The sequence below is a fragment of the Plantibacter sp. genome, assembly GCF_059073635.1.
On record NZ_JCACOF010000010.1, the window covers coordinates 614,105 to 629,470 of the forward strand.

General features: G+C 65.4%; 11 protein-coding genes, 1 tRNA gene and 1 pseudogene. 5 read left to right on the plus strand and 8 right to left on the minus strand.

Going from position 1 to position 15,366, the window contains the following annotated elements; translation table 11 throughout:
* Positions 1–14: 14 nt before the first annotated feature.
* The 3 genes from AC5JOC_RS15095 to AC5JOC_RS15105 form a co-directional block, all read right to left on the minus strand.
* On the minus strand, positions 15–2,984 hold the full coding sequence (locus tag AC5JOC_RS15095; protein ID WP_494246719.1) for a glycoside hydrolase family 2 TIM barrel-domain containing protein: 2,970 nt from the start codon (positions 2,982–2,984) through the stop codon (positions 15–17).
* A 166-nt stretch (positions 2,985–3,150) separates the two neighbouring features.
* Positions 3,151–5,490, minus strand: coding sequence for a glycoside hydrolase family 3 N-terminal domain-containing protein (locus AC5JOC_RS15100; RefSeq protein ID WP_494246720.1), 2,340 nt, complete (start codon positions 5,488–5,490; stop codon positions 3,151–3,153).
* Positions 5,487–7,610, minus strand: a complete 2,124-nt coding sequence (locus tag AC5JOC_RS15105) for an alpha-L-arabinofuranosidase family protein (RefSeq protein ID WP_494246721.1) — start codon at positions 7,608–7,610, stop codon at positions 5,487–5,489. Before AC5JOC_RS15105 ends, AC5JOC_RS15100 begins: the two co-directional genes overlap by 4 nt.
* Before the next feature lie 490 nt (positions 7,611–8,100).
* On the opposite strand from AC5JOC_RS15105, the gene AC5JOC_RS15110 reads away from it, so the two are divergent.
* Positions 8,101–9,045: an alpha/beta hydrolase gene (locus AC5JOC_RS15110; protein WP_494246722.1), complete on the plus strand. Its 945-nt coding sequence runs from the start codon at positions 8,101–8,103 to the stop codon at positions 9,043–9,045.
* Between the two features lie 279 nt (positions 9,046–9,324).
* Here AC5JOC_RS15110 and AC5JOC_RS15115 read toward each other — a convergent pair whose 3' ends face one another.
* Positions 9,325–9,609: a hypothetical protein gene (locus AC5JOC_RS15115; RefSeq protein ID WP_494246723.1), complete on the minus strand. Its 285-nt coding sequence runs from the start codon at positions 9,607–9,609 to the stop codon at positions 9,325–9,327.
* Positions 9,610–9,620: 11 nt separating this feature from the next.
* A complete protein-coding gene (locus AC5JOC_RS15120) occupies positions 9,621–9,878 on the minus strand; it encodes a hypothetical protein (RefSeq protein ID WP_494246724.1) in 258 nt (85 codons plus the stop codon).
* A gap of 287 nt (positions 9,879–10,165) precedes the next feature.
* On the opposite strand from AC5JOC_RS15120, the gene AC5JOC_RS15125 reads away from it, so the two are divergent.
* The 4 genes and pseudogenes from AC5JOC_RS15125 (at position 10,166) to AC5JOC_RS15140 (ending at position 12,847) form a co-directional block, all read left to right on the plus strand.
* Positions 10,166–10,429: a hypothetical protein gene (locus tag AC5JOC_RS15125; RefSeq protein WP_494246725.1), complete on the plus strand. Its 264-nt coding sequence runs from the start codon at positions 10,166–10,168 to the stop codon at positions 10,427–10,429.
* Between the two features lie 1,095 nt (positions 10,430–11,524).
* Entirely contained in the window at positions 11,525–11,695 is a 171-nt protein-coding gene (locus AC5JOC_RS15130; RefSeq protein WP_494246894.1) for a helix-turn-helix domain-containing protein, read from the plus strand.
* Positions 11,696–11,895: 200 nt separating this feature from the next.
* A pseudogene (locus tag AC5JOC_RS15135) lies at positions 11,896–12,042 on the plus strand (N-terminal phage integrase SAM-like domain-containing protein); the annotation flags it as partial.
* 34 nt (positions 12,043–12,076) lie between these two features.
* Positions 12,077–12,847, plus strand: a complete 771-nt coding sequence (locus tag AC5JOC_RS15140) for a site-specific integrase (protein WP_494246726.1) — start codon at positions 12,077–12,079, stop codon at positions 12,845–12,847.
* Positions 12,848–13,034: 187 nt separating this feature from the next.
* On the opposite strand, the gene AC5JOC_RS15145 is transcribed toward AC5JOC_RS15140, so the two are convergent.
* From AC5JOC_RS15145 to AC5JOC_RS15155, 3 genes are all read right to left on the minus strand, one after another.
* Positions 13,035–13,110: transfer RNA gene (locus AC5JOC_RS15145), tRNA-Thr, on the minus strand.
* Between the two features lie 35 nt (positions 13,111–13,145).
* Complete coding sequence (locus tag AC5JOC_RS15150; protein WP_175117477.1) at positions 13,146–13,781, minus strand: TetR/AcrR family transcriptional regulator; 636 nt, start codon at positions 13,779–13,781, stop codon at positions 13,146–13,148.
* A 19-nt stretch (positions 13,782–13,800) separates the two neighbouring features.
* Complete coding sequence (locus AC5JOC_RS15155; RefSeq protein WP_494246727.1) at positions 13,801–15,327, minus strand: alpha/beta hydrolase; 1,527 nt, start codon at positions 15,325–15,327, stop codon at positions 13,801–13,803.
* Positions 15,328–15,366: the final 39 nt, after the last annotated feature.

Sequence of the window (15,366 nt, forward strand, 5' to 3'; positions counted from 1 at the left end):
ACCGCGAGATGGCGTTACGAGTCCGTTGACGTCTCGAGGCGCAGGCGCCACGACCAGCGGTATTCATGGTCGGTCAGCCGGAACTCCGGACGAGTGTCCGGTCCGAGCTGGGCTGTGCCGAGCCCTCGGTGGGCGATGTCGAGTTGCACGATCGTTCGATGACTTTCGGGCAGCTCCCACCAGTGCCGAGCAGCCTCGAGCTCCTGGACGGTGTGGCGACCGACGGTGAGCTGCATGGGTGCGTCGTGTGCCGTGGTCACCGTTCCGGCCGGGCCGGTGAGACGCACCGACCGCACGTCGCCGCGCCCACCGTTCTCCTGCGGGAGCACGTAGGGCACGACCGCGTCGTCGATCAGCGAGGTCCATCGCCCGAGCAACGCGGAGGATCGGCGATCAGGGTAGTTCTCCCACGGCCCAAGCCCAACCCATTGCAGGTCGTCAAAGGCGCCGGCCAGTTCGAACTCGACTCCGACGCGGAGTCCGTCCACCGTGCCCTCGGGGAGCTCGACGGTCTCGATGAACTCGAACTCATCAGGCGACACCCGAGAGATGCGCCGCGTATGGAGCACTTCGTCACCGAAAGCCGTGAGGTAGCGGATGCGGACGAGGACGGCGCCGTCCGGTTCGTCGTCGACCGACACCGAGTCCTCCGTCAGCTCGAAGAAACCGGTACGGACGAAACGCTGATCCAGGAAGAAGGACGTGTCGTTGTCGACGAGCGCCCGCCACAGGTTCAGTCGCGGCGGGACGGCGAGCAGGGGGTGTGCAAGGCGGCCGTCGCTTCCCGTGGCACGGCCCGAGGACGGTCGGATCCCGGAGCTCGCATAGACGGGTGTGATCGTCACCTGGTGTTGTGCCACGACGGTCCCGGCTTGCGCCCAGGCGGTGTCCTCCGCAGTGAGCACGTCGAGCGTGAGAGCGAGCGCGCCGGCATCAGCGAGCCGGGCGCGGAGCTCGCGAGGCACCTCGATGGTCGCCGTCTCTCCGGCGCTGGCGTGAAGCTTCACCGCGAAACGGTCGGTGGACCCATCCGTCGACTCAACAGCGAGCGCGAACCGGAGCGAGGACAGATCTGCGAAGGTCTGCCGATTCAGAATGGTCATGCTCCCGTCGAGCGCCTCCTCGATCGAGGACAGGACGCGCACCGGGCTGAAGATGCCTCGGGCCTCGTAGAGCGCGGGCTTGGGCGTACCGTCCGCGAAGACGATGCCGTTCAGCACGATGGGGCCGTCGTTCGGTTCATCACCGAAGTCACCTCCGTACCGGTAGCGACGGTCGCGGTCGATGTCCAGGGCGTGATCCTTGAACTCCCAGATGAATCCGCCCTGTACGCCGGGGAGAGACTCGATCGAGCGCCAGTACTCCGCCAGGCCCCCGGTGGAGTTGCCCTGCGAGTATGCGTATTCGCACATGATCAGCGGGCGGTCCGCTTCCGGATGAGCGGAGAAGGCCTCGAGCGCGGAGACGGGCGGATACATGGGGCAGACGATGTCGGTGGCGGCATGTCCCCCGTGCCAATCCACTGAGATCGCCCCCTCGTAGTGCAGCGGGCGAGTGGGATCGTATCCGCGCACCCAGGCGGCCGCCGCATCGTGATTGACACCGTAGCCGGTCTCGTTGCCGAGCGACCAGGCGATCACCGAGGGGTGGTTCTTATCGCGGATCACCATACGTGAGACACGGTCCAGGAACGCTTCCAGATAGCGGTGGTCGTTGCAGAGCAGGTCGGCGAACGCGTGACCTTCGATGTCGGCTTCGTCGAACACGTACAGGCCGAGCTCGTCGCAGAGGTCCAGGAACACGGGGTCGTTCGGGTAGTGCGAAGTGCGCACCGCGTTGAAGTTGAAACGCTTGAGCAACGACAGATCCGCCAGGTAGTCCTCGCGACGGAGAACCCGACCGGTCTCCGGCTCGAAATCGTGGCGGTTGACTCCTTGGATCCAGATCCGACGACCGTTCACCATCAGGTCCCGTCCGACGATCTCCACTCGGCGGAAGCCTGCGCGGATCTCGGTACGGTCCACGACGACGCCATTCAGGTCGATGAGCTCGACAAGGATGGTCTCGAGGTGTGGTCTCTCAGCAGACCACGGATTGACGACGAGACCGGCCAGCTCGATGATCGCGGCGCCTGGACGTTCTGCGGGGTGCATCGCCGCGTGCGACGCGGCGGCGGCGGCCTCCTCTTCGGGCGGCAATGAGGCCTTCGCGGCGCGCAGGCTCATCAAGTCCATAATCCCGTCCGGGATTTGAGCCGCCGCGGGTCGGCTGCGGTCCGGAGAGCTTGGCGGGATGGTCAGCGCCGTCCGACGCGAGCCGACGGGACTCTCGACCACGCTCTCCGCGACACTCACACGTACGGAGTGGGTCGTCTCGAAGGTCTGTTCAGTACCGCTCACCGAAGCGACGACTCTGGCCGAGCCGAGCTTGGCGTCGTGGTCGTAGTCCGCGACGACGGTCACGTCCTGGAGCCGCACCCGCGCCAAGCGGTGGAGCTGCACCGAGCGACTCAGGCCGGACTGCCACCACTGATCCTGATCCTCCAGGTAGGTGAACGCGGACCACTTCGCGACCCGCAGTTCGATCTCGTTGATGCCGTCCTGCACCTCGGCAGTGATGTCGAATTCTGCAGCAAGGTGGGAGTCGGTGCTCTCACCGGCCAGCTTTCCGTTCACGCGCACTTGGAGGTATCCCTCCGCTGCGCCCACGTGCAGCACGACACGATCCTCGCCGACGTCGCTGAACTCGAATGTGCGGCGGTAGACGCCGGTCGGGTTCACACTCGGAACCTCCGGAGGGACGAGGTCGAACGGCATCGTGATGTTGGTGTAGTGCGGCCGGTCACTGGCTTCGCGCATCGTCCACAACTCGGGCACCGTCACCTCGACCCAAGAATCCGTCAGATCGGCGCCCCACGAGGGCAGGAGCTGGAAGGACCATGGCCCGTCCAGATCGATATCGGGCGTGCGCCGGATCGACGTCATCGGGAGGCGGCGGTGCGAAACCACGCCGGCTTCGGGTCCAAGAGGATCACGGTCAACAGTTGTCATGGGAATCTTCCTCGATGTTCGTGCGGAGCGGATACGGGTACTGGAGAACTCGTCGTGCGGCGTAGCGTATGCGGCCTTTCGTCCCCGCCCTCGCCTTGTCTCAGACGGCGATGGATGAACCACTGATTTCCACCTCGGATGTCGCGCGGATGTCATCTGAGGCGAAGCCGACGCTCAGCGTCACTCGCCCTTCCTCGACGACTCGCCGGTTGTCGACTCCCGTGAACGCCAGCCGCGTGACGGGAGCGGAGAGCGTTACCGCCTTCTCCTCGCCCACGTCGAGCCCGACTCGCTCGAAAGCGACGAGCTGGCGTACCGGGCGCACGACCGAGGCTTCCTCGTCGCGAGCGTAGAGTTGAACCACGGTGTCGCCGGGCCGAGACCCCGTGTTGCGGACCGTGACCGTGAGTGAGAGCCGGCCCTCGGGTCCCACCGTCGGCTCGGATCCTTCCGAGGTCAGGTCGAACTCGGTGTAGGACATGCCATGTCCGAAAGCGAACAGTGGGCTCTGCGAAGCGAGATCGTTGTAGCCATGCCGTGTGCCGGTGGGGTGGTCGTAGCCGCTGCCGAAGTGGTGACCGTGGTAGATCGGGATCTGCCCGATCGAGCGAGGGAAGGAACTGGGGAGCTTGCCACTGGGGTTCACGTCGCCGAAGAGCGCACGGACGATCGCCCCACCGCCCTCTTCGCCGAGAAGCGGAGCGACGAGCAACGCGCTCGACTGCTCCGCTACTTCGGTGAGCAACAGAGGCCGTCCGGTCACGACGACACTCACCACCGGAACCCCCGTCTTGGCAAGCAGCGAAACGAGCTGCCCCTGGTTCCCCGGGAGGCGGGGTTCGCTGGTCGACTGCCCCTCACCGGCGGTGTTGTTGCCCACCCAACCGGTGCGCTCACCCAAAGCCGCGATCACGAGATCTGCACCGCCGACGGCGCTGGCCACAGCGGCTTCGTCGAGAGGGAACGCCCCTGGCGTCAGGTCACCGAGCTCGACGTAGGAGATGTCAGGACGCCGGGCCTGCAGAGCCCCGAGCACTGTGTGGGCGTTCGGATGGAGCCGCTTCGCGGCTTCCTCGAAGGTCGGTTCGATGCCCGGCATGCGGGCCTGGAAGATGTCAGTGAAGATTGCCTCCTCCGCAGTGATTCCAGGGATCTCACCGCTCCGGAGCGCCAGAGAGCCGCGCATCATCTCAATGTTCGACACCGAGGTGTAGGCGCCGAAGTGGATGCGAAGCTCGTCGGCGGCAGGTCCGACGATCACGATCTTCGCAGGGCTATCACTGATGGGCAGCGCGCCGTTGTTGCTGAGGAGCACCACGGACTGATCGGCGATGGTCCGTCGAACCCTGACGGCCTCCTCGTGATCGACAGGAGAAGCGCTGCTCGCCCGACGGAACTCTGGAATGAGCCCGGCTCGCGCTTTCGCCGCGAGTGTGCGCTCGACTGCGATGTCGACGAAACGTTCATCCAGGCGTCCAGACTGCACTTCCTCCACCAGGAGCGCGTACTCCTCACCACCGGGGAGGTCCGCGTCGAGGCCGGCCTCCAACGCTTGACGTGCCGCGTCACCGGGTGCCGAAGCGGTGTGATAGACGGTTCGCAGCATCGCAATCGACGAGTAGTCGCTGACGACGGATCCGGTGAAACCGAGTTCGTCGCGCAGGAGCTCAGTCAGCATCCACCGGTTGGCGGCTGCTGGCACACCGTCGACCTCGTTGTAGGAGTTCATCATCAGGGCGAGGTCCGCTTCGGCGATAGCTCTTCGGAACGGTTCCGCGTATTCGTCGACGAGGGCTCGACGGCCGAGCTGCGTGACGGCCTGGTTGAGGCCCCCCTCCGACGCGCCGTAGCCGAGGAAGTGCTTCCCCGTCGCAAGGATAGGACGCTCACCATCGCGCCCCTGGATGCCTTCGACGAATGCCACGGAGCACTGCGCCACGAGTTCCGGATCCTCGCCGTAGGTCTCATGCACCCGACCCCAACGCGGATCTCGCGCCAGATCCATGACCGGCGAGAACACGGCGTGGCCGCCGATGCGCTCGGTGAGCGCGGAGCTGACTGCAGCAGCACGGCGGATGAGCCCGGGATTCCAGGACGCTGCCTGAGCCCAGGCCGTCGGGAACTGCGGCCCGGAATCGTGTACGACACCGTTGATCGCTTCGAAGTGCACCATAGCCCCGATACCGAACGGAGCGGTCTCGCGCACGTGCTCCTGGATTGCGTCGAGTTGCCGGCGCAGCTCGTCGGCCCTCTCGCTCAGGAACCAGGCCATCGAGATGTGTCCGACGCCGTGCGGCCGAATAGCCGCGACACGCGATGGATCGATTCCCGGCGTCGGCGAGGCCACGAAGAGCTCAGTCGCGAACAAGCCGCGAAGCTGAGCGACCTTCTGCTCCAGGGTCATCCTTCTCACCAAGCGGGCTGCGTCGAACGAGCTCATCCGTTGTCCTCGGACGTGCGGATGCTGAACGAGACGGAGAGCACGCTCCTCGGCTCCAGGAGCAGCTCGACGGATTCGCCGCTGACCTCGAGCCCCACGTCCCGCGGCTCCACCTCCATCTGCGGCTCGCCCTCGAACGAGAGCCGATTGACTGCCTCGAGCGCGCCGCCGATCACGATGGCGTTCGCAGTGCCGTCCTGTGCTCCATCAATCGTGAGTGTGAGCGCGACCGGATCCGCGCCGATCGCGACCAGCTTGAGGTGGAGCCGTCCGTCGCCGAGGCTGGCCGAGGCGAAGACGTTTGCAGGCAGGTCGCCGTCGAATGGCACGACGTACTCACCGATGCGGGCGGCGAACACCTGTTGCACGAGGTAGTTGGCGGTGCGAACGACGCGACTGGGGCTGAAGTCGATGAGGCAATGCGGCCACTGTCCATGTCCGACGAGGTTGAGCAGCGGGGCGTAGCAGCTGAACGCAACGATGTCGGCGTTGCGTTCGACACCCGTGAGGAACGCGGCCTCGGCCAAGGCGCTGAGCCATGTGTTGGGCTCAGGCTGGAGCATGCTCTCGGGCACTGCTGGATGTCTGTCACCCAGGTCGTACCCGAGGTATGCGGCGTACTCGCCGAGGAAGAGGCGGGCACCGCCGCGAGGGTAGGTGTCATAGCGCTCGGTAGCGTTGAACAGCCAGGCCGGGGAGTTGTAGAAGTGCTCGTCGACCAGGACGTTCTCGTCCACGCCGTAGATCTCCCAGGCGGGGTCGGCGTCCTCCCCCGGCCGCTTCACACCGCCGTTGATGATGACGGTCAACCCGGGGTGCGCGCGATCGACGGCGCTTCTGATCCGCTCGAAGTGGGCAAGGTACTCCGGGCCGAAGTTCTCGTTCCCGATGCCGAGGTGACGCAGTGGGAACGGTGCCGGATGGCCGGCGGCGGCGCGAAGGGCGGCCCAGTGGCTGGTGGTGGGATCACCGGTCGCCCACTCGATGAGATCAAGGGTGTCCTGGACCACCGCGGCGAAAGCGGCGCTGTCCAACGGCAAGTGCTCGTCCATCCGCGTCTGGCAACTGTCGCCGGCCCACACCACCGGGATGGGCTCCATGCCCAGATCCTCACAGAGCAGGAAGTACTCGTAGAAACCGATCTGATTGCTCTGGCTGTAGTCACCACCGGGGCGAGACTGACCCCAGAGGTTGTACTCGGCTCGGCGGGTGAGCAGGGGGCCGACGGTCTTCTTCCAATCGAAGTGGCTGCCGTCGCCGCAACCCTCGACGATGCAACCGCCGGGGAAGCGCAGAAAACGCGGGTTGAGCGCAGCGAGTGCTTCGACGAGATCGCGCCGCAGCAAGCCCTGGCTCCAACGCGGATCTCCAGCACCCCAATGGTCCTCGTGCACGAGGCGCACCTCGTCGATGTCGACGGTGCCGACACCGCTGGCGACGATCTGCAGCGAGCCGAGCGTGGTCCCCGCGGGCACCAGACGGACCTGGCACTCCTGCCATCCTGAAGCAGGATGCAGCATCGGTTCGGATGCAAGGACGGCGCCGTCGACGCCGACGAGGCGGGCCTCAAGCGTTCCATCGAAGGCATCGGTGCGGAGGAGTGCGCTGAGCATCATTGGGCGTTCGGGACTGAACGCCATGCCGGGCACACCGCCGGGGTACCCCTGGTTTTCGAGCGTGCCCGCCTCATCGTCCAGGTGCAGTCGCGCGAACGAGGCCCCCGGTGCGGCGGCGCTGCTCCGTGCCGACTCGAGGCGTCCACCGGTCACGTGCCAGTGTCGTAGTCGGTCCAGATGCCGGCCGGCCGGGGTGGTGGGGGGCAATGGCAGCTCCTCCGGCGACATGGCGGCGAACCGCTCGCGCGCGCCATCGGGAATCAGATCCAGCGGCGCGTATGGCAGGGTGCCATTGGTGAGGTACACGCCCTCGAAGCTGTGGTTGTTGACGAGGTTGGCGCTGAGCCCGCCGTCGCAGCCGAAGTTGATGTCCTCGATGAAGAGGCCGTACAGCGTGGGACTGATGGGCGTCGTCGCCCCACCAGTGCGCAGGTGCAGGCGACTGGGGGTCTCGGGGCTGGGGTTAGCTAGGCCAGGCGCTTCACGCGAGGTGGTGTCAGTCATTTAGGTCGATCTCCTCTTCGGGTTTGGCGATGCCGTCCGCGGGCTGGACGGTCAGGGAGGGGCACGCTGTTCTCACTGCGACAGCGGTCGCTGCATCAGACGTGCAGCGCGGGGGCATGCTCACCCGACCCGTGAATCCGGAACGCATGCAACCGGGCCGACTTCGGCCGTGTCGCCAGCGGCACTCGCTTTGGCGGTGTTCTCGGAGTCCGTGAGTGCGCCGGACCTGCACTCGTCTCGAAACACATCGATCAAAACTCCATTGTCTGCGCGCCGAGCGGATTCGCGGCCAGAAGCGGAGTGCCGCTGCGGCATACGCATCCGTTGTCACGCAACAATAACGCCGTTCGAGACAATTGTCACGTAGCAACAGACTCCGTCATCGCGCTATCGTCATCGGAGGACAGCCGACGGAGTGGTGAACGTCCGGAGGATCAAGTCCGACGAGATCGCTCGCACTGTCCCGCTCACTGACGTCAAAGGAGATGCTATGAACGAGGAATCCGTAACCCCACCCGCAGCACCAGCATGGCTCAGCGCTGAGGCGCGGTCCGCCTTGGAGACACCGATCATGCGTCAGCCGTACCCGCCGATCGACGACCACGCTGGCTGGCTCGAGCTCATCGCACAGCTCGACGGCATGATCGCTCACCTGGTGGCCGGCGCACCATCAGTCGCTGAATCTCGATTGACCGACGTCGACGGCGTGCCGACCTACGTGGTCATACCTCCGGGAGCACCTGTCGGAAACGGCGCCCCGGTGTACCTGGATATTCACGGCGGAGCCCTCATCATGGGCTCTGGCGATCTGGTGAGAACGATGACGGAGTACACTTCGCCCGGCTACGGCGTCGTTACCTGGGCGCCCGATTACCGCATGCCTCCGCTTCATCCATTCCCCGCGGCTCTCGATGACATCGTCACTGTCTACCGCGCACTGTTGGCCGATGTGCCTGCCGAGCAGATCGTGGTGGGCGGCAATTCGGCCGGCGGGAACCTCGCGTCCGCCCTCCTCCTGCGCGCGAAGGACGAGGGCCTTCCGATGCCAGCAGCCTTGGTACTCTGCTCCCCCGAGGTCGATCTCACGGAATCAGGAGATAGTTTCATCACCCTCGCCGACGTGAGCGTCGGGCTTCAGAGCCTGCGTGAGCCCAACTTGCTCTATGCGGGCGGCCATGATCTTGCCAGTCCGCTCCTCTCTCCGCTCTTCGGCAATCTGTCGGGGTTCCCCCCTACGCTCCTGATCGGCGGAACGAGGGACCTGTTCCTGTCGAACACCGTGAGGATGCACCGGCGCCTCCGCGAAGCGGGAGTCGAAGCCGACCTGCATGTCTTCGACGGACGGCCCCACGCAGGATTCGGAGGCGCGCCGGAAGAACTGCCCGTGGCGCGCGAGATGGCGGCCTTCATTCATCGCCACCTGGGACTCGTTTGATCTCGCATAGGGCTTGGCGAGATGAGGCGCCCGGGTAAGTCCGCCCTGACGGGTCAGATCCGCCACCGAGATCAAGGTCCGGCGTCGTGGTCACAGTTTGGCCGCCAGGGCGGTCACGAAAACGCCCGGCTGAGGTCACTCAAGCGGGCGTTTCAGGACCTGCCACTTTTCGGCTGGCCATCCCTCGTGGTGTTACAACTCCTGAGAGCCGCCACATTGCGGGGGTATTGCTTTGTCCACCCCGAACGCGCTGCTCAGGACCGAACGCTTACTTAGGAATCAGGCCTCAAGCTTTTCAAGCTTCTCCACAATCTTGTTTCGTTCCCGATTCACTTTCCACCAGCTGACGGAATGGCGCACGGTAAGCAAACCGATCTCAGCCAGGTCAGGAAGATCCTCCTCCGCCAACTTCTTGTTCACCAACTCTTTGTCATCGCTGTCAGTGGACTCGATGATGGCATGGGCGCGAGTGACCCGGCCCGATGCGAGCGGGTGGGCTGCCACGGCAGCGTTCGCCGAGGCGAGCTTCGCTTGTAGCTCTTCCAGAGATTCACGATTGAACATAGGTCAGCTTCTTACTTTCCCTTGATGCAGGCGAGAGCGGCTTTCACGCGATCCAACGTCACAGCGACGGTGACGGTCACGGTCCCGTCGAACTGAGCCGTGTCGCTCACGTCGCACCCGATGGAGTTCTCCACCGCGTCCGTCGTCAGCACCTCCTCGGCGGGTAGCGTCGCGGCGAGCTCATCCCGCCGGGCGAGGGCCTCCGACTTCGTCGACGCGAAGCTCGGCGCTCCTTGGAGCGGACTGCACCTTGCGAGTGCGAGGACCACCGCAATGACGCTCGGGCCGACGAGTGCTGTGCGATTCCTCATGGCCACACGCTACTCGTCCCGCTGAGTCGGGCGGATGGGGACCGCTCCCCATCGCTGTCCCGGCCGGTCGCTCGTGCACCGGCGTCCGAACCATCTCCCTCTGCGGGCGCATGATTCGGGCACTGGCCAGATGGTCGAGCCCAGAAAGCCAGGCTGATCGGCCACGGCGCTGCTTAGATGAGCCCATGAGCAACCACCCTCCCACAGCACCTCCGAACGACCTGCCGCCGGAACCCTTCCCGTGGATGAGCACGAATCGACCCTCCGGGCCGTATCGGATGACCCTGAGGACTCCGCTCAGTGAGGCACTGCTGGGGTCGTTCCTGCTGGTGATGGCTCTCTTCTTCTTATTGACCGCGATAGATGGTGACTCCACAGGCGTCGTGGTGGTGGGCCTTGGCAGCTTCGTCATCGCGGGCGGCGCCGGAGTATTCATGCTCATTGTCGCGATAGCGCGCGCACGCTGGTTCCGGGCCTTTGAACGAGCCCACGGCCGTCGACCGTTCTGACCGCCTGTCGCCGAACGGGAGTAGCTGAGTAAAGGATCGCCCGTACGAGATGCCCGTGCGCTGCGAACGCTTGCCGCCTCGCACGCGGAGGCAAACCGCGCGTTGCTCTCTACCAGTACGAGGTCCGCAGGGGGCAGCGGACTCGACGACCCAGGTATTGCAATATGGCGTGCGGCGATCTTGCGCGCGGCCGAGTCCCTCGCCGCGGACAGACCGATGCGGTCGAGTTGCGCGCTGTCCAAACCGGGCACGGCCAGCGGCCTACTTGATCGGCCGCGCGCAGATCGGACCGGACACGGCCACGTCGCCGGGTCTATGCTCCAGACAGGTCATCACCCGACGAGAGCCTGCATCGGATGGCTAGGGTCCGGAGAGACAGCGGGGCTAGAGTCTCCGCGCCTGAACCAAGTGACCCGCCCTTCAATGGCGAGCGGCGGGTTACCTGTGTCCCCGGCCGACGTCGGAGCGACGTGCCCAATCGCGCCGCCCCGAGACCAGAGCAGCGTGTCATACGCAGAACCCGAATCCACGCTGGCCCACCACTGCACCAGTCCCGGCGAGCGTAGGCCTGCTGCACCGGCTGCGCAAGGAGGTGTTACGACTGTCTAGCGATACCGACGAAGGCGACGCCAGGCGAAACCCCGCGCTCGTCTGCGAGCCAAGCCCCTAAACCGGGGCCGACCGGTGTCCCTATCCTTGCTGGGGCAGGCACGCCCGAAGTCTGCGCCGACGCAGCTCCCTCAGCGTCGACGTCGGCGCGGCTGCGAGGAAGTGACCCGATTCGCCTCGCAGCCGTCCCGACGCCGCTATCTGAGACGTCGACGTGTGCATTCGAGCAAACCACGGCTCACTATGTGACATGCTCTCGCGGAAACACACGGAAGTGGGCCCCAGTGAGCAACAGTTAGCCGACAGTTGGTAATTTCAGCTTCCCAAGCTGAACCGTCTCTCGAAGACTTCGACTCAACTTGAGAACCGGCCGACGAGCAATCCGCCGGAGTCCGCCGCTTACGGAGTTCATAGGCAAGACCAGTCAAAGGGTGCGCATTCAGGCGCCCAACGACTGAACGGATCCCTATGGCAATCGACAAGCTCATGCTCACCGCGGAAGAGGCAGCAGAATCACTCGGAGTGGGCCGCTCCACGGTGTATGACCTGATGAGGTTGGGCCAGTTGTCGAGTGTCAAGATCGGGCGAGCCAGGCGCATCCCCGTCTCAGCACTTCATCGTTTCGCTCGTCAGCTCGCTGGCGAGGATGGAGATTGAGCCAGCGCGCCAATGGCGAGGGGTCGATCTACAAGCGCTCGGACGGAAGATGGACTGGAGCCACCTACGTGCTGGCGCCGGACGGATCTCAAAAGCGTCGACAGGTCTACGGGCGCACCAAGGCAGAGGTCGCAGCCAAGGTCCGCGACCTCATCACGCAGACGGACAGCGGAGTGCCGACAGCGGTGTCAGGCTGGACGATGCAGACGTACGCTGCCCACTGGATGCAACACGTCGCTCCGACAGCGCTCCGACCGACGACACGAGCCAACTACGAATGGATACTTGGGAAGCACATTCTGCCCACTCTCGGGACGAAGAAGCTGGAGCAGATCACGCCAGCGCACGTGCGCGAGATGCACACTGCCATCGCCCGCACCGGTGTATCCGCGCACACCGTCCGGCTCGCGCACGCTGTGCTTCGGAGCATCCTCGAGCGAAGCAGCCAGAGAACAACACATATCTCGCAACGTCGCCTCGCTCGTCCGAGCGCCGAAACTCGAGGACACCGAAGTCGAGCCATGGACTGCAGAGGACGCCTCGACCTTCCTCGACTCCAGTCGTGACTCACAGTTCGCCGAGATCTATGCCCTGGCGCTTACCCTCGGCATGCGAAGAGGTGAACTCCTGGGCCTTCGTTGGGTGGACGTCAACGCTGAACGTACAGAGCTCCGCGTTCGCCAGACAGCACATCGTGCCGGCGCCGGGCAGGGCATGAGTATCGGCCCAACCAAGACAAAGCGCTCAAGACGAACACTCCCCCTGCCCGATCTCGCCGCCGATGCACTGAAACGGCGACTGGCGATCCAAGATGGCGACCGCCGGGCCGCAGGACCAGCATGGGACGACACCGGGCTGGTCTTCACGACAAAGATCGGCACACCGATCGAGCCCAGCAACCTGCGCCGAACCTTCGACAAGGACATCGCCGCCGCGAGCATCCGCCGCATCCGTTTTCACGACATGCGCCACACCTGCGCATCCCTGCTCCTCTCGCAGGGCGTGCCGATGCGAGTCGTCATGGAGATCCTTGGACACTCGAACATGGCGATCACCTCCGACATCTACTCGCACGTCGCACCAGCGACGCTGAAGAGCGCCTCCACAGCGATGAACGCTGCGCTCAACGACCGGGGTCCAAGCCTCGACTGACCGCTGTCGTGCGCCGCGGTTCGTCGGCGTCCGCGGGCGTTGCTGTCAGCCGTTGCTGTCAGCGTTGCTGTCAATCGGGCCGAAAACCACACCTGACGACCAAAGTCAGGAGACGTGTGCGGCCGGGTCGGGGCAAAAAAATAGCCGCTGACCTGGGGTTTCCAGGGCAACGGCCGGGTGATGCTGGTGGAGCCGCCCAAGGGAATCGAACCCTTGACCTTCTCATTACGAGTGAGATGCTCTGCCGACTGAGCTAGGGCGGCGCGTGCGCTGGTCGCCCGGCGCACGAGTATCCATGTTAGCGCAGCTTTTGGACCGTCGTGTACAGCTCGGCGAAAGAACGACGGATCCGCTCGGCGAGGGACCCGGGGGTCGGCGCATCGGCCCAGCAGCGCCAGGCATGACGCAGGCCGGCGAAGCCCACCATCGTCACCATCCAGCAGCGGTCGAACAGTGCCTCGGCGTCCTCCGCGAGCGTCGGGTCGTCGTTCAGCACCCGACGCTCGACGACCTTGTAGAGGCCCTCCTCGAAGCCGCGCATGCTCGCGATCCGCGCACCCAGCAGGTGCGGGTGGTCGCGCAGCACGTCCTTGCGGAGATGGTGGATCTCGACGTCCTCGTCGGCGTCACCGACGGTCCGGGCCAGGAGCTCCCCCAGATCGGTGAGCACGTCGGTGGCGGGCCCGGCGGTGAGGAAGGCGTGCAGGGCGTCGCCGTCGGGGATCAGCGGGATGTCGCCGATCAGCGCCTCCTCCTTCGTCCCGAAGTAGTTGAAGAAGGTCCGCGGCGAGACCTCCGCCCGACGGCTCACCTCCTCGACCGTCACGTTCTCGAGCCCCTGCTCACTCGCGAGCGTCAGCACCGCGTGCTGGATCGCCCGACGCGTCGCGAGCCGCTTCCGCTCGCGGAGCCCGAGTTCAGCCGGCGCCGTCATGGTCATCAGGATCCCGCCGTCAACTGCACATCGGGTCCTTCGACGGCACCGTGCCGTCGATGAGGTACTGGTCGACCGCCTGGTTCACGCAGTCGCTGCCCTTGTTGTAGCCGGTGTGACCCTCACCCTTGTAGGTGATCAGCTGACCCTTGTCGAGCTGCTCCGCGAGGTTCTGCGCCCAGACGTACGGCGTGGCCGGGTCGTTCGTCGTCCCGACGACGAGGATCGGCGCAGCACCCTTCGCGTGGATCTCCCCACGCTCGGTCCGCGTCTGGTACGGCCAGTTGGCGCAGAACGTGTCGCCGTAGGCCATGTACTCGCCGATCACGGGAGCCGCCTCCTCCAGCTGCTTCGCCTCGTCGGCCATCTTCGTCTTGTCGTCGTCGTAGCTGTAGTCGAGGCAGTTGATCGCGTTGAAGGCCTCGGTCTGGTTGTCGGCGTACTTGCCGGACTCGTTGCGACCGTTGTAGCCGTCGGCGAACTGGAACGCGATGTCGGTCCCGCCCTGCATGACCTCGTCGAACATCTGGCTGAGGTACGGCCAGGCATCGGCCTGGTACAGCGGGTAGATGATCGCCGTGAGCAGGGTGTTGCCGCCCAGCTCTCGTCCGTCGTCGCCGGGGATCGGGTTCGCGTCGACCTCGTCGAGGAGCGTCTTGATCTCGGTCATCGCGCTGTCGACCGAGCCACTGAACGGGCAGTCCTTGCCCGTCATGCAGTCCTCGAGGTAGGCACGCAGAGCACTCTCGAAGCCCTTGGCCTGCTCCTTGACGACCTCGAAGTTCGACGTCGACGGGTCGATCGCACCGTCGAGCACGAGGCGCCCGACGTTCTTCGGGAAGAGCTCCGCGTAGGTCGCGCCGAGGAACGTGCCGTACGAGTAGCCGAGGTAGTAGAGCTGCTTGTCGCCGACGGCAGCGCGCAGCATGTCGAGGTCCTTCGCAGCGCTCTGCGTGTCGACGAACTCGAGCATCTTGCCCGTCTCCTCCGCACACGCGTCGCCGAAGTCCTTGGCGGCCTTCTCGTTCGCGGCGATCCACTCGTCGGAGCCGCGCTTGCCCGGCGTCACGTCGTACAGGTACGCGTCCATCTCCGAGTCGGTCAGGCAGGTCACCGGCGTCGACTTGCCGACACCGCGGGGATCGAAGCCGACGACGTCGAAGTTCTCCTGGAGGTCCTTGTCGACCGCGAAATCGAGGCTGTCGGCGACGAGGCTGTAGCCGGAACCACCCGGACCGCCGGGGTTCATGAAGAGCGAGCCGATCGGCTTGCCGTTCGTCGCCTGGTGACGCACGAGCGCCAGGGAGAGTTCGCCGTCCGAGGGGTTGTCCCAGTCGATGGGCGCCTTCGCCGTGGCGCACTCGAAGCCGTCGGCACAGCCGCTGGTCTTCCAGTCGAGCTTCTGCTCGTAGAAGGGCTTCAGCTCGGCGTCGACGTCGCTCGTCGCCGGCGAGGAGGACGACGTCGTCGGCTCGGCGGCCTTCGGCGGCAGGAAGGCCGTCACGCACCCGCTCAGGGTGAGCGCCGCGACCGCGAGACCGGCCACCAGGGCGACCCGCGCCGTACGGCGCGCACCGGGACCCCT